A 21,008-nucleotide genomic window follows, 5' to 3' on the forward strand; every position below is an offset into this window, starting at 1 on the left:
TAACCATCCGAAAACTTATCGAAAAGAGCGATTGCTCATTTTGAAACATCTGACGAGAATTAAATTCTCATTTGTGAACTCACTTGCGTGAATTCGATACTCACTCGTTGTTCAGTTTTCAAAGATCAATTTCTTGTTTGTCAGCCGCTTAATGTCTCAGCAGCGACCTTTATAATATATCATACTGTTGTGCTTTTTGGCAAGTGTTTTTTTGAAAAAAGTTTTTTTCGTTTTTCTTGCCTGCGTTCACCTTTTTTGATAACCAAAAGGGGCGCGAGATATAATTTATCATGGCGCCCCCCTTTTCGTCAAGCTATTATTTTATCTTTTTTTTCATTTGTCTTAACTCTTACTATTGCCTTTCTCTTTAATGCTTGAACTGTGAGGACTTCCCGCCCCAAGCATACTTGGACAGCTCCTTCTGGGGAGCAAAACGCGCATACATACGAAATACCGTTTTATAGCGGTTGGCGATAGCATGCCTGATATTCTGGTCCAAGCGTTGATCGCTCAAATCTAACAGCATCTCATCCAGCTCTTTGCGCAAAACATAGTCCAGTTCCTTGCACTCCTTCTCGTTGAACAACATCCCCAACATATGCTTGGCCTCCTTCGCAAGGGTTTCATTTTACAATTTCTCAAATGCAGAAACTGATGGTTATAGAAAAGTAGTTCATTTGCCGGTATGGCACAGTTGAAGTTGCTTACCTTTTATTTACCCACTTTCCTTAAATACATGACTCTAATGTTATGCTCATTTCCCAGATATTTTATGATAAAAGAGAAAATGTAATTGTACTCTCAATAATAGCCGCAACAAACAGCAGGATAACGATCCATATGGATGCCGTTAATGTCTGTCTCATAAAGAAAGACCAATCTTCTCCCCTAGCCCCGCTTCTCCCTGATCTTCTGAAGATACTGGCAACCACCCTAGCTCCAAACTGCAGTCCAAAAGCGCAAGCAATAATAATAGCGGGGATCTCGATAATCCCGTGCGGCAGCAATCCTTTTACAATCAACGAGAACAAATCCTGACCTTGAAGTGCAGACAAGTGCACAATATAGCCGATCACCGCACCATTGATTAAGAGGAATAACGCTGGCAGTATGCCAAACAACGCTCCGAGAAAGATAATGACAACACCTTTGATACTGTTATTCAAAAATATAAATACAAAGAAGCTCCATTGGGGATTGGACGACTCCTTAAGCGTTCCACTAATTGTTCTGAGCCCCTCCAGTTGCTGCATAAGCAGCTTTTCCAAACCTTCTGTACCGATCCAACCTATCACTATACCAAGGGCGAATAGCAGCAATGAGAACAGCAATGCCTTTCGGATAGATTTAAGATCTTTGGCAAAAGTGAAGAACGATAGCATATATACCTCCTGATATTAGCGATCTCCCCATACCGAGGGTCATAACATGACGGTACGAGCATACATTTAGAACAAACAAGCATTTGCTGGGGAGAGGAGCGCTGTCATTTATGAATTCTTTTTATGTATTTAGCGGCAAGAAGATCAAAAGGTTCTTTTATATCTTCGCTGCTGCGCTGCTTGCTGCCGGTGTAGTGTATGTCGAGAGGGGTAATATTACGGTGTTTTCTCAAGCCGCCCCCCCTGCCGCGATCTACAGTATACCGACGGAGAAGAAGCTGATTGCCCTGACGTTTGATATTAGCTGGGGAGAGAAAAGGCCTGGACCTATTCTGAAGGTGCTGGAAGACAAAAAAGTGGATAAGGCAACTTTCTTCCTATCCTCGCCATGGAGCAAAACTCACCCCGATATTGTGACAAGCATCAAAGATGCGGGCTATGAGATTGGCAGTCACGGGCACAAGCACGTCAATTACAGCACACTGAGCAACGAGGAAATTCGTACGCAAATCAGCACCGCTCACACCGTATTGACCGAGTTGACTGGGAAGGAACCGAATCTGATTCGTATGCCTAATGGCGACTTTGACAAAAGAGTGCTGCAGGTGGCCACCGATCTCGGTTACAAAGTGATTCAATGGGACACTGATTCTCTGGATTGGAAAAATATCGGCGTAGACAATATCGTTAACCGTGTGACGAAAAAAGCTCATCCGGGAGATATCGTGCTTCTGCATGCCAGCGACTCCTGTAAACAGACACACGAGGCCCTCCCCAGAATTATTGATGAGCTGCGCGCCCAAGGTTATGAATTCGTTACCGTATCCGAGCTTCTGAGCCAAGGCAGCACTGAAGGCAAGGAAGTCCGGGATTCTGCTTGGCTGAACGACCGGCTGGAGGATGCAGCTGGCATGTAATACCTGAATTGCCTTCCCTGTGGTACCGCTGACTGCACAATAGGCCTAATCCTCAAATCTTAATGACGTGGCGAAATGAGCTCCGAGATGTCGGGTGTGGGGGTGTCCAGTTTCGGATAACTCAGATCAAGACCCTCCAGCGTCTTTACTACAATGGATAGAGCCAAATAATTGCGGTACCACCGGTGATTGGCCGGAATCCAATACCATGGTGCTTTTGCTATACTGCTCTCCCGGAAAACATCTTCGTACGCCTTCTGGTAATCATCCCAATACTCCCGCTCCTGCAAATCACTGACATCAAATTTCCAGTGTTTCTTGGGATCATGGAGACGCTCCTGAATTTTCTCCATTTGCTTCTCCTTGGAAATATGCAAAAAGAGCTTGATGATTGTCGTTCCTTCTTCAACAAGCATTTCCTCAAACTGGCGGATATAGCGGAAACGGTTCTTTAATTCTTCTTTGGTCAGACCACCGTGTACACGTGGAACCAGCACATCCTCATAATGGGAGCGATTAAAGGCAGAAATATAGCCCTTGGGTGGCGTCTTTTGATGCACTCTCCACAAGAAATCATGCGCCGCTTCATCCAGCGTAGGCTTCTTAAAGCTGGTGACCGTGAAACCTTGGGGATTGAGTCCCGAGAAAATATGCTTAACTGTTCCGTCCTTCCCGCTGGAATCCATGCCTTGCAGGATCACGAGCAATGAGTGTTTTTTCTGAGCAAAAAGAATGTCCTGAAGTTCCGCAAGCCGCTCTTTCAGCCGCTCCGTCTCCGCACTTGCCTCTTCCTTCGATTTGAACGACCCCTTTTCACCCGGATCCAGTTTGCTCAGCGAGATTTCATTTGTGTCTTTTATCATATAGCGCTTAATGCCCATATATTCCCCTCCCCATTAAGATGAATCCGCAATAACAGCGTCTTTCTGAGATTACCCTCTAGCTTCTGTTTTTAACCGTTCTTCCCACATAAAATAAAAATCCCCGCCTCCTTGCAGGATAAGGAAACGAGGGGTTCAGCACATTCTCCTTCAGGCAGCCTTGAGCTTCAAAACACGGTGAAGCATCAGGATTTGGAAGGCATTGCAGGCGATCAAAGGAACAATAATAAATACGGTGGCACTGTCAACGCCAATACGAAGCACGCCGATGGTTTCTACGATAGTAATCGCTGTCATAAAGAAAAAAGTCGGAATCCAGGCAGAGAAGTTCGTGCTTCTTACCTTAAAATAAGTCACAACAATAGCGGATAACAGAATCAGAATCCCCAAGAACAGATCTGACGTTACGTCTCGTTCCCCACCCACGACAGAGCGCAAGAAAACGAGTTCCAGCAAGGCGAGCACGGCCAACACCAGTTGTATGTACTGCCAGGCTTTTCGTGGAAATACACCGATACCCATGTAATTCAGAATCAGATAAGCGAAAAAACCAAGCTGGGAATAAACGCTGACTAGCATTCCATACCCCAATAAAATAAGCGGGTACAGCAGAAAATCTGCGGTGCTTTTAAAATCAATCTTGCCATTCACTGCCTGTAGTGCAAGACCGGCAATAACAGCCCCGGCCGCCCCTATAAGCAGCGTTGTCCAAAATAAATAAAACCACTTTTTAATGCTCAGCCAGTTCACCCCCCTCATGTCAGATTTATTTTACCAAGGTTACCGTCAAAAAACCATTGCTCTGTGACATTAAATGTATTCTCAAGCGGCATACTACATATCAAAATCCTACAAAGGAGGGCAGTGCCAATGAAATGGAGGACGATGGGCTTCACCTGTTTCACATTGAGCTTGGTTCTGACCTTGACGGCCTGCGGAAGCGAGCAAAGCAGTTCTTCCTCAGGACAAGGCAGTTACAAGGAAATGAAGACCATGGTTGTTGATATATTAAAAAGTGATGATGGGAAAAAGGCAGTCGAGGAGGCGCTTTCGAGTCCCAGCTCCGGAGGTGGTGAAGGTGGTGGGAGCGGAATGAGTATGAAAATGATGCCGCTTCAGACCACGGAACAAATTCGTACGGCAGTCAAGGATACCCTGACAGCGCCGGAGTATAAAAAGGAACTCGAGAAGATCATGAAAGACCCGAAGTTTGCGGGTGAGTTCGCCAAGGCTATTAATACACAAAGTAAAGAACTCCATCAACAGCTGATCAAGGACCCTTCGTACCAGAAATCGGTTGGGGAAATTATGAAGTCTCCAGAAATGACGAAGATGTATCTGGATCTCACCAAAACCCCAGACTACCGCAAGCAAACGATGACCATTATGCAGGATGCGATGCAGAATCCTCTGTTCCGCATGGAAGTACTCAATCTTTTGAAGACCGTGGTTCAAGAAGAGCTTCAGCCGAAGGCTCAGAAGAAAGAGGGCGGAGGGCAAGGCGGCGAAGGTGGAAAACAAGATAGCGGTGGAGGCGGAGGCGAAGATTCCGGATCCTAAATAATATACAAAAAAGAGGCCTTTCCCCCGCGAAACGGAGAAATGGCCTCTTCTTCTTTTTTATGTGAAATTGCTTTACTCTTCCTCATACTTAGCGATCAGCTTGTCCGCTACTTCAGCAAATAACAAGGCTGCCGTTGTCTCTGCTTTATATACTGAAGGAGAGAAATCCGGCTCCGAGATATGATTATCTGGTGCCCCGAGTGGAATCTGAGCCAAAAGCTCAGTATGTAAAGTCTCCGCCAGTCTGGCACCGCCTCCGCGTCCGAAGATGTATTCCTTCTCTCCACAGGCTGAGCATTCGTAATAGGACATATTCTCAATTACCCCGATCACCTCATGATCGGTCTGCAAAGCCATAGCGCCCGCTCTGGCGGCTACAAAGGCCGCTGTGGCATGCGGAGTGGTCACGATGATCTCTTTGCTCTGTGGGAGCATCTGATGCACGTCCAGGGCCACATCACCTGTTCCAGGGGGAAGATCCAACAACATATAATCTAATTCTCCCCAGCCTACATCACTGACGAATTGACGCAGCATCTTGCCAAGCATCGGTCCACGCCAAATGACAGGACTGTTCTCACGGATGAAGAAGCCCATGGACATCACTTTTACACCAAAACGTTCCACAGGAATGATAGTCCCTTCTTCGACCACCGGCCCTTCCTCAATGCCCATCATATCTGGAACACTGAAGCCGTAGATATCAGCGTCGATCAGGCCTACCTTCTTACCTTTACGGGCCAGGGCTACCGCCAAGTTGACTGTAACGGTCGATTTCCCTACACCGCCTTTACCACTGGCTACAGCAATAAACTTCACACCTGATTCCGGACTGATTAGCTCATGATCATCAAGACCGGCCGCATGGCCTTTTTTAAGCTTAACGTCATGCTCCGCTTCAGCTTCCTCGGAACGGCCACTCCTATGGAGCGAGCGCTCATAGTCTGTGGCATCCCTAAGCCGGATATGCACATTCCCCGCACCGCCATTCTCCAACAAATCCCGCACCTGCTGTTCCAACTCCATGCGTTTTTGCTCTTCTGAATCCAGACAGACAATGGAAAGTGAGACTCGGTCTTCTTTAATCATTATGTCACGAATTAATTGCAGCTCGATAAGGCTTTTTCCGGTTTCCGGGTCTTTAATGTTCTGCAAAAGTTCCTGAATTTGTTCCCTGGTCAGCATGGAAAGCACCTCAGTTTCACTCCGGACAGGAATGCTCCGGTGTTTTTGTCTTATTATAGCATTACCTTTCTGCAGAAGAGTAGTCCTTACCCGGCTGCTCCGACTCGTATCGGAGGATTCCCCGGTATATACTGGTAGCTACTTTACGCTGATATACATCATCCCCAAGCAGCAGAGACTCCTGAGGATGCGACAGAAAACCGACTTCCACAAGCACGGACGGTATCTTCAGCGCCTTCAGCAGATACACCGTGTTAACCGTCTTGGCCACACGATCCGTGTTCTCCAGTGTATTTCTTAGCTCAGCCTGTACGAAATCGGCCAATGGCTTGTTATCTTTGTTATTTGGATAGTAAAAGGTTTGTGCTCCGCTCCAGCGATTGGAGGGAATGCTGTTCATATGAACACTGACAAACAGATCCACCCGCTTCTCCTCAATCGTTCTGACCCGTCGCTTTAGGTCCTCTGTCTTGCGCTTCGCATAGCCCTTAGTATCATTCTGAGCCAAGTCGTAATCGCCCTCACGGGTCATCACCACAATGGCACCGGCTTGCTGCAGATAATCCCGTAGATAAAGAGATACCGCCAGATTGATATCCTTCTCAATCAGCCCTTCCCGGCTAACAGCACCGCCATCCGGTCCTCCATGGCCAGCATCTATAGCGATGACTTTGCCCGACAACGGTAAGCTCCAATAATTCGTTGTTTTAGCTGTGGGCATATCATAAGCAATGATTCCAATCATCAATGCCAATAAGGCTATGCCGAGCATACCTTTTCTGATACTGCTCCATGAGATCCAGACCGAGACTTTACTGTTCTTTCGGCCAGACATAACAAAGACCCCCTCGTCCCGATAGATTCTACTCATCTATATGGGACAAGAGGGTCAATTATTACTGGCTTTGCATTATCGAACCGAGGCCTCCGGTGACATCCCTTCAATTAACACCTGAGCGACCTCCGGGCGGGTGAATTCAGGTGGCGGACAAGTACCCTCACGCAGCAACCCTCGTACCTTTGTACCAGACAAGGTCAAATGATCTTCTCCTGGATGCGGGCAAGTCTTGCTCGAAGCCATATTGCCACATTTTTTGCAGAAAAAACTATGTTCAAAGAATAATGGCGTTATACCAAGTTCATCAGCGGTAAAGTTCGCAAAGATTTCCTGTGCTTCATAAGTTCCATAGTAGTCGCCCACTCCCGCATGATCACGTCCAACAATGAAATGAGTGCAGCCGTAGTTTTTACGTACTATGGCATGGAAAATCGCTTCCCGTGGTCCTGCGTAACGCATGGCTGCCGGAAATACACCTAGAAAAGTTCGATCTTCTGGATAATAATTCTCTAAAAGAACCAGGTAGCTTTTCATCCGTACATTGGCCGGAACATCATCCGACTTGGTCTCTCCAACCAACGGGTTCAGGAACAGTGCGTCTACAACCTCCATAGCGCACTTCTGAATATACTCATGGGCGCGGTGCACCGGATTGCGTGTCTGAAAGCCTACAACCGTTCTCCAGCCCTTATCCGCAAATATTTTACGAGTCTCCGAGGGGTCAAAGTAGAATTCTCCGAACTTCGTTGGCTGCGGACGGTTCAATACTGTAATCGGGCCTCCAACATAGGTAGCGGAACGTGACATTAATTTGCTAAATCCTGGATGCTCAGGGTCTGTAGTCTTGAAAATATTCTGTGCTTCCACGTTCTGATCCACATTATATATACTTTCAACGTTCAGCAAACCGTAGGTTACACCGTCCTCTTCCCCAACCAGTGTTACCTGTTCGCCAATACTAAGGGTTGCCGCTACTTTTTCGTCTAAGGCCAAGGTAACTGGTATACTCCACACTGTACCGTCAGCCAGACGCATATTATGCACAACAGATTGATAGTCCTGTTCGTTCAGAAATCCCGTGAGCGGAGAAAATGCTCCTACAGCGATAAGATCCAGATCAGAAATTGTCCATGTGTTAATGGCAATGGATTTGTTATGAACAGAGGCTTGCAGCAGTTGTTCCCGCTCTGCCCCTTCTACTACACGCCTAACCAATGTTCCGCCATGCGGAAGTATTGAAGTCATTGATACTCTCCCCTTCTGTGTTGTCGCGGCAGTATGCCTTATTTATGCAATCCGCATTCGGTTTTTTCAGAACCTGACCAACGTCCCGCACGCGGGTCTTCACCAGGCATAACCTGTCTTGTGCAATACTCACAACCGATGCTCGGGTAATTACGGTCATGCAGTGGGTTATAGACCACATTGTTCTCACGGATGTAGTTCCAGACATCTTCACTTGTCCAGTTAGCAATTGGATTAAATTTAACAAGACCAAATTTATAATCATATTCGACTTTTTTGGCATTGGCACGGGTAGGCGCTTGATCGCGTCTGATTCCGGTTATCCATGCCTCATATTGAGACAAAATTCGCGTAAGCGGCTCAACTTTACGGATAGCACAGCATTGATTGGGATCTGTACTCCATAGCGCTTCACCGTACTGAAGTGCTTGCTCCTGCGGAGTGATTTGCGGAGCTACACGGACAAACTCCAGGCCATATTTTTCGGAAATCAAATCTCGGGTCTCATAGGTTTCTTGGAAGTGGAAGTCAGTATCGAGGTAAAAAATATCTGTAGAAGGGCTAACTTTTTGAAGCATATCCACCAGCACGACATCTTCAGCACCAAAGCTGCAGGCAAACGTTATATTCGGAAACGTCTCGACCGCCCAGCGGATGATTTCTTCAGGAGAAGCATTCTCCAGTTCTTCAGCTTTGATCTTGATCAAATCTTCTTTTTCAAGCAGGTTCATTAAACATATCCCCCATCCTTATAGAAAAACTTGATTAATCCCAACTATTTTTATATGGAATAGTATATAACTTTCCCTGAAGATGTCAATAAATTTGGATGAAATAAACAAATCGATAAGAGAATACTAATATAAAAAGAAGACCCATCTCCATAGGAAAAGGGTCTTCTTGTATAAAAATTAACGTTTCGAGAACTGAGGAGCACGACGAGCTGCTTTAAGGCCGTATTTCTTACGTTCCTTCATACGTGGGTCACGAGTCAGGAAGCCGGCTTTCTTCAGCGATGGACGGAACTCAGGATCAGCTTTCAGCAATGCACGGGAAATCCCGTGACGGATTGCGCCAGCTTGACCAGAGATACCGCCACCATGAGCCAGTACGATTACATCGTAGCTGTTCAGGGTTTCAGTCAGGTTCAAAGGTTGTTTTACGATCAGTTTGAGTGTTTCCAAACCGAAATATTCGTTGATATCGCGTTTGTTAATGACAATGCGTCCTTCACCCGGTACAAGGCGAACACGTGCTACCGAATGTTTACGACGACCTGTCCCATAGTATTGTACTTGTGCCATGAAACTGTCCTCCCTTATTCTTATCCGCGAAGTTCGTAAACTTCAGGTTTTTGTGCTGCATGTGGATGCTCAGCGCCTGCATAGACTTTCAATCTCAACTTCATTTGATTGCCTTGACGAGTCTTAGGAATCATACCGTGAACAGCAGATTCAAGAACACGCTCAGGTTTAGTCTTAAGCAATTCACCAGCAGTAGTAACTTTCAATCCGCCCGGGTGCATCGAGTGACGATAGTACTTTTTGTTCTCCAATTTCTTACCAGTCAATTCAATTTTCTCAGCGTTGATAACAACTACGAAATCTCCTGTATCAACGTGTGGAGTGAATTGCGGTTTGTGTTTGCCGCGGATCAAAGCAGCGGCTTCGCTTGCCAAACGACCAAGTGTTTTGCCTTCGGCATCAATGATGTGCCAATTGCGTTCAACTTCGTTTGGCTTCGCCATATAGGTGGTACGCATGAATGTTTCCTCCTTGTTCTCGTACGAAAATCTTCTGTTTCGTATATCTTGTTTCTCATTGAATTACAATTGTGAATGTTAGTGTAAAGCAGTTTGTTGGTGTAATCTTGATCGGGGCTGTGGGATAGCCATCAAGAAAACACAACTTTTATTTTACAGTATAAGCATCACAAGTGCAAGTGAAACTTAAGCTTCAATCTGCTTTTTTATAATCGGCCTCTTCATATTCTACACTCCACAGCATCAGCCCTTTAGCCACAGCCGTAGGGCCTGCTGCACCACGATCGCAGGCTGCCAGAATATGTGCTACTTTATCCGCAGAGTACTTCCCTTCACCCACATTAAGCAGCGTCCCCATAATTATGCGGACCATATGCTGCAAGAACCCACTTCCGGTAATAAAAACATGAATAACTCCCTGATCCCGGGGATTCGGCCTGCACATACTTCTGTCTACCTCCATATGCGCTTCATAGATCGTTCGAACATGTGAAGTCTTCGTCGAATGCCTTGAAGCAAAGGAAGTAAAGTCATGCGTACCCAGAAGATGGGCCAATCCCTGCTGCATGGCCGATACATCCAGAATACCCGGATGATGCAGCTGCCAGCGTCTCTGAAAAGGATCCGGGAACTGATTCGCGTTAATCGTATACCGGTAGGTCTTGCGCTTTGCGCTTCTCCGGGAATGGAACGACAGCGAGACTTCTCTCGCTTCCGTAACCACTATATCTTGCGGCAATCTCGCATTCAGGGCCAGACACCAGCGTTCCACCGGAATTTGCGAGGAGGTGATGAAATTGAACGGCTGGCCGTAAGCATGTACTCCAGCATCCGTGCGTCCTGAAGCGTGTATCTTGAGGTTTTCGCCCGTCAAGTTGAGTATAGCCTCTTCCAGCCGGTCTTGAATCGTATTGCCCTGTGGCTGGGTCTGAAAGCCATCATAAGTCGTTCCGTCATAATTGACCTTCATCAATAGATTACGCATTCCATTCTCCTTTACAAAAAAAAGAGCCCCTGCGGGAGCTCCTTCTACTCTAACAAGGCGATTCCCGCGGTTAGTTGCACGGCAGGGCCTATAAGCCCCTGCTGCACAATAACACTGATCTTTCCATCAACCATTTTCCGAGGAAAATGATTTCTGGGGTTACCGGAAATCAATACCTCCGTTACTACGCGCGGTCTACCAGCTCAAGGTAAACCATAGGCGCAGCATCGCCACGGCGAGGTCCCAGTTTCATGATACGAGTGTATCCACCTGGACGCTCTGTGTAACGAGGAGCAATATCAGAGAACAATTTTTGGATTGCATCTTGTTCGCCATCGACAGTCTCGCGACGTACAAATGCAGCTACTTGACGGCGAGCATGAAGATCGCCCTTTTTCGCTTTAGTGATTAGTTTCTCAGCGATGGAACGAACTTCCTTCGCCTTGGCTTCCGTTGTTTGGATACGCTCATACAAGAACAGATCCGTTACCAAGTCGCGAAACAAAGCTTTACGCGCGCTGGAATCACGGCCCAATTTTTGGTATGCCATTTCATTCCCTCCTTTACTATAGCAATCTGATCGCTATTCTTCTGTACGGAGACCCAAACCGAGTTCCTCAAGCTTCTCCTGAACTTCTTCCAAAGATTTACGACCAAGGTTACGCACCTTCATCATATCTTCTTCCGTTTTCGTGGTAAGCTCCTGCACGGTGTTGATACCGGCACGTTTGAGGCAGTTGTAGGAACGGACAGAAAGATCAAGCTCTTCGATTGTCATCTCAAGCACTTTTTCTTTTTTGTCTTCTTCTTTTTCGACCATAATTTCGGCGTCTTTCGCTTCATCCGTAAGTCCTACGAACAATACGAGGTGCTCGTTCAAAATTTTGGCTCCGAGGCTTACAGCCTCTTCCGGTCTAATACTACCATCTGTCCAGATCTCAAGCGTCAATTTGTCATAGTTGGTTACTTGCCCAACACGAGTGTTGTCAATGACATAGTTAACACGTGAGATAGGGGTGTAGATGGAGTCAACCGGGATAACACCGATTGGCTGGTCTTCGCGTTTGTTCCGATCCGCTTGGACATAGCCACGGCCACGGCCTGCAAAAATTCGCATGTGAAGTCTCGCACCAGGTCCCAGCGTTGCAATATGAAGATCCGGGTTCAGGATCTCAACGTCGCTGTCCGCACGGATATCACCTGCGGTCACGACGCCTTCCCCTTCAGCATCAATCTCGAACACTTTCTCCTCATCGGAATGAATCTTCAGGGAGAGAGCTTTCAGGTTCAAAATGATTTCCGTCACATCTTCCATTACGCCAGGAATGGTGGAGAACTCATGCAGAACACCGTCAATTTGGACCGAAGTTACTGCGGCTCCCGGCAGGGAGGACAGCAGGATCCGGCGAAGCGAGTTCCCCAGAGTCGTGCCATATCCACGTTCCAGCGGTTCAACTACGAATTTCCCATAGGTTCCTTCTTCATTGGCTTCTACGGTCTCAATCTTCGGCTTTTCGATTTCTATCACGAGTGTACCCCTCCTTCAAACGTCGCTCCTATATGAAACTGTCACCCATCAGGTGCATCATGTAGTATGCCTAAACACCTATTATTAGCAGATGCGTCAGAATTATACCACAATCACGATACTGATTTCACTATACGCGGCGACGTTTTGGCGGACGGCATCCATTGTGAGGAACTGGAGTAACGTCTTTAATGAGGTTAACTTCAAGACCAGCGGCTTGAAGGGAACGGATGGCTGCTTCGCGGCCCGCGCCCGGTCCTTTAACCATAACTTCAACGGATTTCATGCCGTGTTCCATAGCGGCTTTCGCTGCTGTCTCGGCTGCCATTTGCGCTGCATATGGAGTCGATTTACGGGAACCTCTAAATCCTTGGCCGCCGGAGCTAGCCCAGGAAATTGCATTACCGTGAGGATCCGTGATGGTAACGATGGTGTTGTTGAACGTGGAACGAATGTGTGCCACGCCACTCTCGATATTTTTACGGTCGCGACGTTTGGTACGTACGACTTTTTTCGGTTTAGCCATTGTCTCTTATCCCCCCTTATTATTTCTTTTTGTTTGCTACCGTACGACGCGGGCCTTTCCGGGTACGGGCATTCGTTTTGGTACGTTGACCGCGAACAGGCAATCCACGACGGTGACGAACACCGCGGTAACAACCGATCTCGGACAGACGCTTAATATTTAAGGAAATTTCACGACGAAGGTCACCTTCAACCTTAACTGTCTTGTCGATCGTTTCACGCAGTTTGCTGACTTCATCTTCCGTCAAATCACGGACACGTGTATTAGCGCTAATGCCTGTTTCATTAAGAATTTTCTGGGAAGTCGTTTTACCGATTCCGAAAATATAAGTCAAGGCGATCTCAACGCGTTTGTCACGTGGCAAATCCACTCCAGCTATACGAGCCATTTTACGCTACACCCCCTTCTTAACCTTGTTTTTGTTTGTGTTTCGGATTTTCGCAAATTACCATAACAGTCCCTTTGCGGCGGATGACTTTGCATTTCTCGCAAATGGGCTTTACAGAAGGTCTTACCTTCATGCTAATTACCTCCTAAAAGTTTTACATAAGTAAAACTGGGTTCGAAAGCATACGCTTAGTTTTGCGGAGCAAAACTTATTTCGTAGTTCCCATCTATTTACGGTAAGTTATACGACCTTTAGTCAAATCATAAGGCGATAACTGCACGACGACTTTGTCTCCGGTCAGTATACGGATAAAGTGCATCCGCAATTTCCCGGATACATGGGCAAGAATTTGGTGACCGTTTTCCAGCTCAACCTTAAATGTTGCATTCGGCAACGGTTCAATGACCGTACCTTCCACCTCAATGACATCTTCCTTAGCCACAGTTAGTCTCCTTTCTCTTTCGCGCTTATTCCTTCCGGATCACCATACTTCGTCACTGCAAAACGCAGCTTTCCATTGGTCACCCTTCCGGTCTCTTTCAAACTGTCCACAACCTCACTGCTGATGAAAGGTATGAGCTCCAGATGAAGAATATTCTTCTTCTTCGGCACGTCAAACTTCCGTTTGTCCCCATCGGCAATGTATACAAATCTGCTGTCAACAACTGCGATAACAATGGCAGCCTCTCCGGCATCCTTGCCTTTGAGAATTCTCACCAATTGACCAACCTGCGGGCTGCTCCCAGTACTCAAATGAAGATCACCTACGCATTCAGTTTTGTGAAAATTTCCATGCCGTCCGGAGTAACTGCTACTGTATGTTCAAAATGAGCACACAATGAACCGTCTACCGTAACGACCGTCCAGTTATCTTCCAGCGTTTTGACATACCGTTCACCCACGTTTACCATCGGCTCAATCGCCAGCACCATGCCAGGTTTAAGCCTTGGTCCGCGGTCCGCTATGCCATAATTCGGAATTTGCGGTTCTTCATGCAGTTCTGCCCCAATGCCATGACCAACATACTCGCGTACCACCGAAAACCCGGCTTCTTCAATGTATTTCTGTATGGCGTGGGAGATTGTAAACAAGCGCACATCCGGCTTAACTAACGCCAGTCCTGCGTACAGGGAGCCCTCCGTAACGTCCAGCAAACGCTGAGCCTCTTCGGAAATGCTGCCCACCCCGTAGGTCCAGGCGGAATCACCGTGATAACCGCGGTACTCTGCGCCGATATCCAGCGAAATAATATCGCCTTCGATCAGCTTGCGTTTACCCGGAAATCCATGCACCAATTGTTCATTGACTGAAGCGCAAATGCTGGCAGGAAAACCGTTGTAACCTTTGAAAGACGGCACAGCACCTTGACTGCGAATGTATTGATCTGCAATTCTGTCGAGCTCTCCGGTTGTGATCCCTGGCTCAATAGCCTGTGATATCAAACGGTGACTCTCGGCAACAATTCGACCAGCTTCCCTCATAAAGGCAAGTTCCTGTTCGGACTTACATATGATCATTACACTAACCTCGCAGTAAAGACACTATTTCGGAAGAAACGACATCGATTTCGTTTTCCCCGTTCACCTGACGCAAAAGACCTTTATTCTCATAAAACGCGAGCAAAGGCGCTGTCTTGTTGTCGTACTCATCAAGACGCTTTCCTACGCTCTCTTCATTGTCATCTGGACGTTGATACAGCTCACCGCCATCAATGTCGCAAATGCCTTCTTGCTTTGGCGGATTGAAGATCAGATGATAGGATGCTCCGCACACGCTGCAGATTCTACGTCCCGTAAGACGTGCCATAAGCAGGCCGCGGTCAACATTCAAGTTGATCACATGATCCAAGGAAGTGTTCAAACGACTCAGGATTCCATCCAGCGCTTCCGCTTGCGAAAGGGTTCTTGGAAAACCGTCCAATAAAAAACCTTTTTCGCAATCGGACTGCTGCAGCCGTTCTTCCACGATTCCAATGGTCACATCATCTGGTACAAGCAAACCTTGATCGATATAGGACTTGGCCTGAAGTCCCACTGGAGTTTCCTGCTTGATTGCCAAGCGGAAGGCGTCTCCAGTTGAGATATGAGGAATACCAAGTTCTTTCACGACTACAGCTGCTTGTGTTCCCTTGCCTGCCCCAGGAGGGCCCATGAATAAAAAGTTCACGATTTCTCTCTCCCTCCAAGATTCGCCACCAAGCAAGAAACAGCACAATAGGTGCCGGGAAGTCTTCGTTTCTTAAGCCTCACCGGAACCTATCGCCTATTTATTGATGAAGCCTTTGTAATGGCGTTTAATCAAATGGCTCTCAATCTGTTTCATTGTATCCAATGCTACCCCGATCACGATCAGAATCGATGTACCACCAATCTGAACCGAGTCAGGCAACCCGGAAATCTTCCCGAAGAATACAGGAAGTACGGATATTACAGCCAGGAACAGCGCGCCTGACATCGTCAGACGGGACATTACCTTGGTCAAGTATTTCTCCGTTGCTTTACCAGGACGAATTCCCGGAATGTATCCACCATTCTTCTTCATGTTGTCAGCCATCTGCTGTGGGTTCATCTGAACGAACGTATAGAAGAACGTAAATCCGATGATCATCACAATATACAGAACCATGCCGAGGGGCTCATTAAACTTCAGGTTGCCAGCAACCCATTTTGCCCACTCATGTGTTGACCAGAAGTTGGAGATAACAACTGGGAATTGCAGTAAGGACACAGCGAAAATGACAGGGATAACGCCCGCTGCGTTAATCTTCAGCGGAATATGCGTGTTCTGTCCACCATACATCTTGTTGCCGACTACGCGTTTGGCATATTGTACAGGAATTTTCCGTATACCTTGTTGTACAAAGATTACTCCTGCAACAATAGCCACAAGCACGATCACAACAATCACGACTTTAAGAATATTCAGGAACGTCTGATCCGGCTGAATAAAGCTGGACTGAGCCGTAGCTGCTATATGTCCCGGAACGCCTGCGACGATTCCCGCAAAAATCAGGATCGAAATCCCGTTTCCGATACCCTTTTCGGTGATTTGTTCACCTAGCCACATCAAGAAGGAAGTACCTGCCGTCAGGATAATGGCAACCAGTAAGTAATCGGCAAAGGTAGCGTTAGGCATCATCTGTGCACTATAGATTCGGTTAAAACCTATAGAAGTGGCAAAGCCTTGAATTAGCGCCAATACTACAGTACCGTACCGCGTAATTTGGGCCAATTGCTTTTTCCCGTGCTCCCCTTGTTTAGCCCATTCAGCAAACTTAGGAACAACATCCATCGACAATAACTGCACGATGATGGATGCTGTGATGTACGGGTAGATACTAATCGCAAATATTGAGAAGTTCTTGAGCGCTCCTCCGGAGAAGGTGTTCAAAAGACTCATCAATGCTTCACCGGTCTGATTAGCCGATTGCAAGATATCCTTATTAACTCCAGGAACCGGCACATACGAACCAATGCGGTAGATGATCAAAACGAACAGGGTAAAAAGGATCTTTTTGCGCAAATCTTCAACATGCCATATATTCTTAAGCGTCTTGAACATTAGATCACCTCGGTTTTACCGCCGGCAGCCTGGATTTTCTCTACCGCAGATTGAGAGAACTTATTTGCTTGTACAGTCAATTTAACGGATAGTTCGCCGTTGCCGAGGATTTTAATACCGCTCTTGGAGTTCTTGACAACGCCAGTTTCCAGCAACAACGCAGGAGTTACTTCTGTTCCTTCTGCGAAGTTGTTCAGATCTTCCAGGTTCACAATCGCGTACTCTTTACGGGTAGGATTGATGAAACCACGTTTAGGCAGACGACGGTAGAGTGGGTTTTGACCACCCTCGAAGCCCGGGCGAACACCACCGCCGGAACGGGAGTTTTGACCCTTATGACCGCGACCGGAAGTTTTACCGTTACCGCTACTAGGACCGCGACCAACGCGGTTGCGTTCTTTACGGGACCCTGGAGCAGGAGCAAGTTCATGTAACTTCATCGTTTGCACCTCCTTATTGTTGTTAATTTATTACGAAGGATTTAGCCTTCGATTTCAGTAACAGATACCAAATGGCTCACTTTGTTGATCATTCCGCGAATTGCGGGATTGTCATTGTGAACCACTGTCGAATTGAGTTTACGCAGGCCGAGCGTCTTAACTGTAACACGTTGTGTTTCAGGACGTCCAATTACGCTGCGTACGAGGGTAATCTGCAATTTTGCCATTGACGTTCCCCTCCTTAACCGCGCAGTTCTTCGACAGATTTGCCGCGAAGTTTCGCGACCTCTTCAATGCGCTTCAGACGGGAAAGACCCTCCAAAGTTGCATTGACCATATTCATGGAGTTCGAAGAACCCAAAGATTTTGTCAAGATGTCGCCAACGCCTGCCAATTCCAATACCGCACGAACTGGTCCGCCAGCGATAACGCCCGTACCTTCGGATGCTGGTTTCAGCAACACGCGTCCTGCGCCGAAGTGACCAGTAACCAAGTGAGGAATCGAAGTTCCTACGATTGGAATGTGAATCAGGTTTTTCTTGGCATCTTCAATACCTTTGCGGATGGCTTCCGGAACTTCGCCGGCTTTACCGATACCCGCTCCGACGTAGCCGTTGCCATCGCCCACAACAACCAATGCACTAAAGCTGAAACGGCGTCCGCCTTTTACAACTTTAGCAACCCGGTTAATGTGTACAACTCTTTCTGTCAGCTCTAAACTGTTCGGATCTACACGCAAGTCGTTAACCTCCTTTTAAGAATTATTCTAGAATTCAAGACCAGCTTCGCGAGCTGCATCTGCCAATGCTTGAATCCGTCCATGGTACAAGTATCCACCGCGGTCAAATACAACCACTGTATGACCTTTTGCTTTAGCGCGCTCAGCGACCAATTGGCCTACTTTGCTTGCAGCTTCAACGCTACCGCCATTACCGATGCTACCGCTCAGTTCTTTATCAAGTGTAGAGGCAGATACGATAGTAACGCCTGTAACATCATCGATCAATTGAGCGTAGATGTGTTTCGAAGAACGGAACACATTCAAACGTGGACGCTCAGTAGTACCCTGAATTTTCTTACGAACACGCAGGTGTCTCTTGAGACGAGCCTTGTTTTTGTCCTCTTTTGTAATCATGCTTCCCTTTCACTCCCTTCAGTTTGCCGTAAACAGCTTCACTTTAAGATGCACGGGGTATCTTACAATTAAGATTGGGCCGATTATTTCTTCTTACCGGCTTTACCTTCCTTGCGGATGATACGCTCGCCTTCATATTTGATACCTTTACCTTTATACGGTTCAGGTTCACGTACGGAACGGATTTTGGCAGCATAAGCGCCTACGCGTTCTTTGTCGATACCTTTAACGATGATCTTCGTGTTCGCAGGAACTTCGAACTCGATACCCGCTTCCGGTGTAATTTCAACCGGGTGGGAGTAACCAACGTTCAGAACGATTTTATCTCCGGATTTGCTTGCACGATATCCGACCCCAACCAGTTCCAGAGATTTCGAAAAACCTTCAGTCACACCACTCACCATGTTGCTGACAACGGAGCGGGTTGTGCCGTGAAGTGAACGATGCAATTTGTTATCCGACGGGCGAACAACAGTGATTTCGTTATTTTCAACTGTAATCTTCATGTCTTTATGAAGCTCACGAGTCAAAGTGCCTTTTGGACCTTTTACTGTAATAACGGCGTTGTCCAAAGTGACATCTACACCGCTAGGTACTGCGATTGGTTTGCGACCAATACGAGACATGTGTTGCACCTCCTTATCTTGTGACGTTTATTACCAAACGTAGCAGACAACTTCTCCGCCCGATTTAGATTGACGAGCTTCTTTGTCGGTCATAACTCCCTTGGATGTGGAGATAATCGCGATTCCAAGGCCGCCGAGTACACGAGGAACTTCATTGCTCTTCGTGTAAACGCGAAGGCCTGGCTTACTGATTCTTTTCAGTCCAGAAATAACGCGCTCTTGGTTAGGGCCGTATTTCAAGAAGATACGGATAATCCCTTGTTTGCTATCCTCAACGAATTCAGCATCACGAATGAAGCCTTCACGCTTCAAGATGTCCGCGATTTGTTTTTTCATTGTAGAAGCAGGCATTTCTACTGTCTCGTGACGCACAATGTTAGCGTTACGAATACGAGTAAGCATATCTGCAATAGGATCAGACATAGTCATGTGTGTAAACCTCCTTCCCGTTTATAAACTTCTTACCAACTTGCTTTTTTCACGCCAGGGATCTGGCCTTTATAAGCTAATTCACGGAAACAAATTCTGCAAATTTTGAACTTTTGCAGTACCGAATGTGGACGACCACAACGCTCGCAACGTGTATAAGCACGTACTTTGAACTTAGGTTCGCGTTGTTGTTTAACTTTCATCGAAGTTTTTGCCACTTAGCCTGACACCTCCTAAACAGTTTCGGAGAAATGGATGAACCGACCTTATTTTACGAAAGGCGCTCCCAGTTGCGTAAGCAACTCACGGGATTCCTCGTCCGTCTTTGCCGTCGTTACGATAACGATGTCCATACCGCGGACTTTATCCACTTTGTCATACTCGATTTCTGGGAAGATCAATTGTTCTTTAAGACCCAGTGTGTAGTTACCACGGCCGTCAAAAGCCTTGTTGGAAATACCACGGAAGTCACGTACGCGTGGAAGCGTTACGTTGAACAATTTGTCCAGGAAGTAGTACATGCGATCTCCGCGCAGTGTTACTTTAACCCCGATCGGCATGTTCTCGCGCAGTTTGAAACCGGCGATGGACTTTTTAGCTTTAGTGATTACTGGCTTTTGACCAGCGATCAATTGCATATCGTTAACTGCTGCATCAAGTACTTTCGAGTTTTGAACAGCGTCACCCACACCCATGTTGATGACAACCTTCTCGATCTTAGGTACTTGCATAACAGTCGAATAGTTAAACTTCTGCATCAAAGCAGGAGTAATTTCGTTCAGAAAACGTTCTTTCATTCTTGCTGCCATGAAGATTTTCCTCCTTTCCTTAGGGCTGATTAGTCGATAATTTCTCCGGATCTCTTAGCAACCCGTACCTTCTTACCGTTATCCAATACTTTGTAACCGATGCGGGTTACTTTACCACTCTTCGGATCAATGTGCATTACGTTGGACACATGGATCGAAGCTTCCTGCTCGATGATTCCACCTTGTGGATTCAACTGGTTCGGCTTTTGGTGTTTTTTCACCAAGTTCACGCCTTCTACCAGGACTCGGTTTTGGCGAGGGTAAGCAGCGATGACACGACCTTTTTTACCTTTGTCTTTCCCGCTGATCACAATCACCACGTCGTCTTTTTTCACGTGCAGTTTATTGTTATGGGATTCCAGAACTTTTTTCACTCTAGGCATTTATTACACCTCCTATGACTAACCTTCGGTTTATTAAAACCGTGTGTATTAGATAACTTCCGGTGCCAAGGAAACGATCTTCATGTAGTCTTTATCGCGAAGTTCGCGAGCAACTGGTCCGAAGATACGCGTTCCGCGTGGGCTTCTGTCGTCTTTAACAACAACAGCTGCATTTTCGTCAAAAGAGATGTAAGAACCGTCTTTACGACGTACAGAACGCTTAGTGCGAACAACAACCGCTCTAACTACATCACCCTTTTTGACAACGCCGCCTGGTGTTGCTTGTTTTACCGAGCAAACGATCAGATCGCCAATTGCTGCTGTACGGCGTCCAGTACCACCCAGTACGCGGATACACATCAGTTCCTTCGCACCAGAGTTGTCAGCCACATGCAAACGTGTAAATGGTTGAATCATTATATTTT

At 46.7% G+C, this 21,008-nt stretch carries 33 protein-coding genes; 2 read left to right on the top strand and 31 right to left on the bottom strand.

From position 1 onward, the window contains the following. Positions 1-367 precede the first annotated feature (367 nt). Both ACFORK_RS27375 and ACFORK_RS27380 read right to left on the bottom strand, forming a co-directional pair. A complete protein-coding gene (locus ACFORK_RS27375) occupies positions 368-598 on the bottom strand; it encodes a hypothetical protein (RefSeq protein ID WP_066367494.1) in 231 nt (76 codons plus the stop codon). A gap of 172 nt (positions 599-770) precedes the next feature. Beyond that, the gene (locus tag ACFORK_RS27380) at positions 771-1,382 is read right to left on the bottom strand and encodes a stage II sporulation protein M (protein WP_379205138.1); all 612 of its coding nucleotides are present in this window, start codon (positions 1,380-1,382) and stop codon (positions 771-773) included. Between the two features lie 110 nt (positions 1,383-1,492). Here ACFORK_RS27380 and pdaB point away from each other — a divergent pair, with 110 nt between their 5' ends. Further along, complete coding sequence (gene pdaB, locus ACFORK_RS27385; RefSeq protein ID WP_379205140.1) at positions 1,493-2,299, top strand: polysaccharide deacetylase family sporulation protein PdaB; 807 nt, start codon at positions 1,493-1,495, stop codon at positions 2,297-2,299. A gap of 59 nt (positions 2,300-2,358) precedes the next feature. On the opposite strand, the gene ACFORK_RS27390 is transcribed toward pdaB, so the two are convergent. Then, positions 2,359-3,162 carry a PPK2 family polyphosphate kinase gene (locus ACFORK_RS27390; protein ID WP_379205143.1) on the bottom strand — a complete coding sequence of 268 codons (804 nt, stop codon included), beginning with the start codon at positions 3,160-3,162 and terminating at the stop codon, positions 2,359-2,361. A 168-nt stretch (positions 3,163-3,330) separates the two neighbouring features. After that, a complete protein-coding gene (locus ACFORK_RS27395; protein WP_379205253.1) occupies positions 3,331-3,921 on the bottom strand; it encodes a KinB-signaling pathway activation protein in 591 nt (196 codons plus the stop codon). 129 nt (positions 3,922-4,050) lie between these two features. On the opposite strand from ACFORK_RS27395, the gene gerD reads away from it, so the two are divergent. Continuing rightward, on the top strand, positions 4,051-4,740 hold the full coding sequence (gene gerD / locus ACFORK_RS27400; protein WP_379205145.1) for a spore germination lipoprotein GerD: 690 nt from the start codon (positions 4,051-4,053) through the stop codon (positions 4,738-4,740). Positions 4,741-4,815: 75 nt separating this feature from the next. On the opposite strand, the gene ACFORK_RS27405 is transcribed toward gerD, so the two are convergent. The 27 genes from ACFORK_RS27405 to rplN form a co-directional block, all read right to left on the bottom strand. Continuing rightward, positions 4,816-5,928 carry an Mrp/NBP35 family ATP-binding protein gene (locus ACFORK_RS27405; protein ID WP_379205147.1) on the bottom strand — a complete coding sequence of 371 codons (1,113 nt, stop codon included), beginning with the start codon at positions 5,926-5,928 and terminating at the stop codon, positions 4,816-4,818. 61 nt (positions 5,929-5,989) lie between these two features. Next, the gene (gene cwlD / locus ACFORK_RS27410) at positions 5,990-6,763 is read right to left on the bottom strand and encodes an N-acetylmuramoyl-L-alanine amidase CwlD (RefSeq protein ID WP_379205149.1); all 774 of its coding nucleotides are present in this window, start codon (positions 6,761-6,763) and stop codon (positions 5,990-5,992) included. A 75-nt stretch (positions 6,764-6,838) separates the two neighbouring features. Further along, positions 6,839-8,011, bottom strand: coding sequence for a sulfate adenylyltransferase (gene sat, locus ACFORK_RS27415; RefSeq protein ID WP_379205151.1), 1,173 nt, complete (start codon positions 8,009-8,011; stop codon positions 6,839-6,841). Between the two features lie 38 nt (positions 8,012-8,049). After that, positions 8,050-8,742, bottom strand: a complete 693-nt coding sequence (locus ACFORK_RS27420; protein WP_379205153.1) for a phosphoadenylyl-sulfate reductase — start codon at positions 8,740-8,742, stop codon at positions 8,050-8,052. A gap of 180 nt (positions 8,743-8,922) precedes the next feature. Continuing rightward, positions 8,923-9,315, bottom strand: a complete 393-nt coding sequence (gene rpsI, locus ACFORK_RS27425; RefSeq protein WP_175370335.1) for a 30S ribosomal protein S9 — start codon at positions 9,313-9,315, stop codon at positions 8,923-8,925. A 20-nt stretch (positions 9,316-9,335) separates the two neighbouring features. Then, the gene (gene rplM / locus ACFORK_RS27430) at positions 9,336-9,773 is read right to left on the bottom strand and encodes a 50S ribosomal protein L13 (protein WP_066367540.1); all 438 of its coding nucleotides are present in this window, start codon (positions 9,771-9,773) and stop codon (positions 9,336-9,338) included. A 193-nt stretch (positions 9,774-9,966) separates the two neighbouring features. Continuing rightward, the gene (gene truA / locus ACFORK_RS27435; RefSeq protein ID WP_379205156.1) at positions 9,967-10,758 is read right to left on the bottom strand and encodes a tRNA pseudouridine(38-40) synthase TruA; all 792 of its coding nucleotides are present in this window, start codon (positions 10,756-10,758) and stop codon (positions 9,967-9,969) included. A gap of 184 nt (positions 10,759-10,942) precedes the next feature. Continuing rightward, on the bottom strand, positions 10,943-11,308 hold the full coding sequence (gene rplQ / locus ACFORK_RS27440; RefSeq protein ID WP_066367544.1) for a 50S ribosomal protein L17: 366 nt from the start codon (positions 11,306-11,308) through the stop codon (positions 10,943-10,945). A 33-nt stretch (positions 11,309-11,341) separates the two neighbouring features. Beyond that, entirely contained in the window at positions 11,342-12,286 is a 945-nt protein-coding gene (locus ACFORK_RS27445; RefSeq protein WP_066367546.1) for a DNA-directed RNA polymerase subunit alpha, read from the bottom strand. 130 nt (positions 12,287-12,416) lie between these two features. After that, entirely contained in the window at positions 12,417-12,812 is a 396-nt protein-coding gene (rpsK, locus tag ACFORK_RS27450) for a 30S ribosomal protein S11 (protein WP_066367554.1), read from the bottom strand. 19 nt (positions 12,813-12,831) lie between these two features. Further along, complete coding sequence (gene rpsM / locus ACFORK_RS27455) at positions 12,832-13,200, bottom strand: 30S ribosomal protein S13 (RefSeq protein ID WP_379205160.1); 369 nt, start codon at positions 13,198-13,200, stop codon at positions 12,832-12,834. Between the two features lie 19 nt (positions 13,201-13,219). Then, the gene (gene rpmJ / locus ACFORK_RS27460; protein ID WP_003322638.1) at positions 13,220-13,333 is read right to left on the bottom strand and encodes a 50S ribosomal protein L36; all 114 of its coding nucleotides are present in this window, start codon (positions 13,331-13,333) and stop codon (positions 13,220-13,222) included. Between the two features lie 93 nt (positions 13,334-13,426). Then, positions 13,427-13,642 (bottom strand): translation initiation factor IF-1, encoded by a 216-nt coding sequence (gene infA / locus ACFORK_RS27465; RefSeq protein WP_006212898.1) that lies wholly within the window; start codon positions 13,640-13,642, stop codon positions 13,427-13,429. 2 nt (positions 13,643-13,644) lie between these two features. Next, a complete protein-coding gene (locus tag ACFORK_RS27470; protein WP_379205163.1) occupies positions 13,645-13,953 on the bottom strand; it encodes a hypothetical protein in 309 nt (102 codons plus the stop codon). A gap of 11 nt (positions 13,954-13,964) precedes the next feature. Further along, positions 13,965-14,717 carry a type I methionyl aminopeptidase gene (gene map, locus ACFORK_RS27475; RefSeq protein WP_379205165.1) on the bottom strand — a complete coding sequence of 251 codons (753 nt, stop codon included), beginning with the start codon at positions 14,715-14,717 and terminating at the stop codon, positions 13,965-13,967. A 4-nt stretch (positions 14,718-14,721) separates the two neighbouring features. After that, positions 14,722-15,366, bottom strand: a complete 645-nt coding sequence (locus tag ACFORK_RS27480; RefSeq protein ID WP_379205167.1) for an adenylate kinase — start codon at positions 15,364-15,366, stop codon at positions 14,722-14,724. Between the two features lie 96 nt (positions 15,367-15,462). Further along, positions 15,463-16,761 (bottom strand): preprotein translocase subunit SecY, encoded by a 1,299-nt coding sequence (gene secY / locus ACFORK_RS27485; protein ID WP_379205169.1) that lies wholly within the window; start codon positions 16,759-16,761, stop codon positions 15,463-15,465. Beyond that, positions 16,761-17,201, bottom strand: a complete 441-nt coding sequence (gene rplO / locus ACFORK_RS27490) for a 50S ribosomal protein L15 (protein WP_066367583.1) — start codon at positions 17,199-17,201, stop codon at positions 16,761-16,763. The genes secY and rplO overlap by 1 nt, the downstream gene beginning before the upstream one ends. A gap of 41 nt (positions 17,202-17,242) precedes the next feature. Next, complete coding sequence (gene rpmD / locus ACFORK_RS27495; RefSeq protein WP_175370341.1) at positions 17,243-17,428, bottom strand: 50S ribosomal protein L30; 186 nt, start codon at positions 17,426-17,428, stop codon at positions 17,243-17,245. Between the two features lie 14 nt (positions 17,429-17,442). Further along, entirely contained in the window at positions 17,443-17,940 is a 498-nt protein-coding gene (rpsE, locus tag ACFORK_RS27500) for a 30S ribosomal protein S5 (RefSeq protein ID WP_066367590.1), read from the bottom strand. A 27-nt stretch (positions 17,941-17,967) separates the two neighbouring features. Beyond that, positions 17,968-18,336: a 50S ribosomal protein L18 gene (rplR, locus tag ACFORK_RS27505; RefSeq protein ID WP_379205173.1), complete on the bottom strand. Its 369-nt coding sequence runs from the start codon at positions 18,334-18,336 to the stop codon at positions 17,968-17,970. Positions 18,337-18,419: 83 nt separating this feature from the next. Continuing rightward, entirely contained in the window at positions 18,420-18,962 is a 543-nt protein-coding gene (gene rplF, locus ACFORK_RS27510) for a 50S ribosomal protein L6 (RefSeq protein ID WP_379205175.1), read from the bottom strand. A gap of 30 nt (positions 18,963-18,992) precedes the next feature. Next, entirely contained in the window at positions 18,993-19,391 is a 399-nt protein-coding gene (gene rpsH, locus ACFORK_RS27515) for a 30S ribosomal protein S8 (RefSeq protein WP_039877390.1), read from the bottom strand. Between the two features lie 32 nt (positions 19,392-19,423). Next, positions 19,424-19,609 carry a type Z 30S ribosomal protein S14 gene (locus ACFORK_RS27520; RefSeq protein ID WP_036589425.1) on the bottom strand — a complete coding sequence of 62 codons (186 nt, stop codon included), beginning with the start codon at positions 19,607-19,609 and terminating at the stop codon, positions 19,424-19,426. 48 nt (positions 19,610-19,657) lie between these two features. Next, complete coding sequence (rplE, locus tag ACFORK_RS27525; RefSeq protein WP_379205178.1) at positions 19,658-20,200, bottom strand: 50S ribosomal protein L5; 543 nt, start codon at positions 20,198-20,200, stop codon at positions 19,658-19,660. Positions 20,201-20,229: 29 nt separating this feature from the next. Continuing rightward, positions 20,230-20,583, bottom strand: a complete 354-nt coding sequence (rplX, locus tag ACFORK_RS27530; RefSeq protein WP_379205180.1) for a 50S ribosomal protein L24 — start codon at positions 20,581-20,583, stop codon at positions 20,230-20,232. A 48-nt stretch (positions 20,584-20,631) separates the two neighbouring features. Continuing rightward, positions 20,632-21,000: a 50S ribosomal protein L14 gene (gene rplN / locus ACFORK_RS27535; protein WP_066367616.1), complete on the bottom strand. Its 369-nt coding sequence runs from the start codon at positions 20,998-21,000 to the stop codon at positions 20,632-20,634. Positions 21,001-21,008 lie beyond the last annotated feature (8 nt).

Source organism: Paenibacillus sp. GCM10012306 (assembly GCF_042649265.1).
Classification (GTDB): domain Bacteria; phylum Bacillota; class Bacilli; order Paenibacillales; family Paenibacillaceae; genus Paenibacillus_AQ.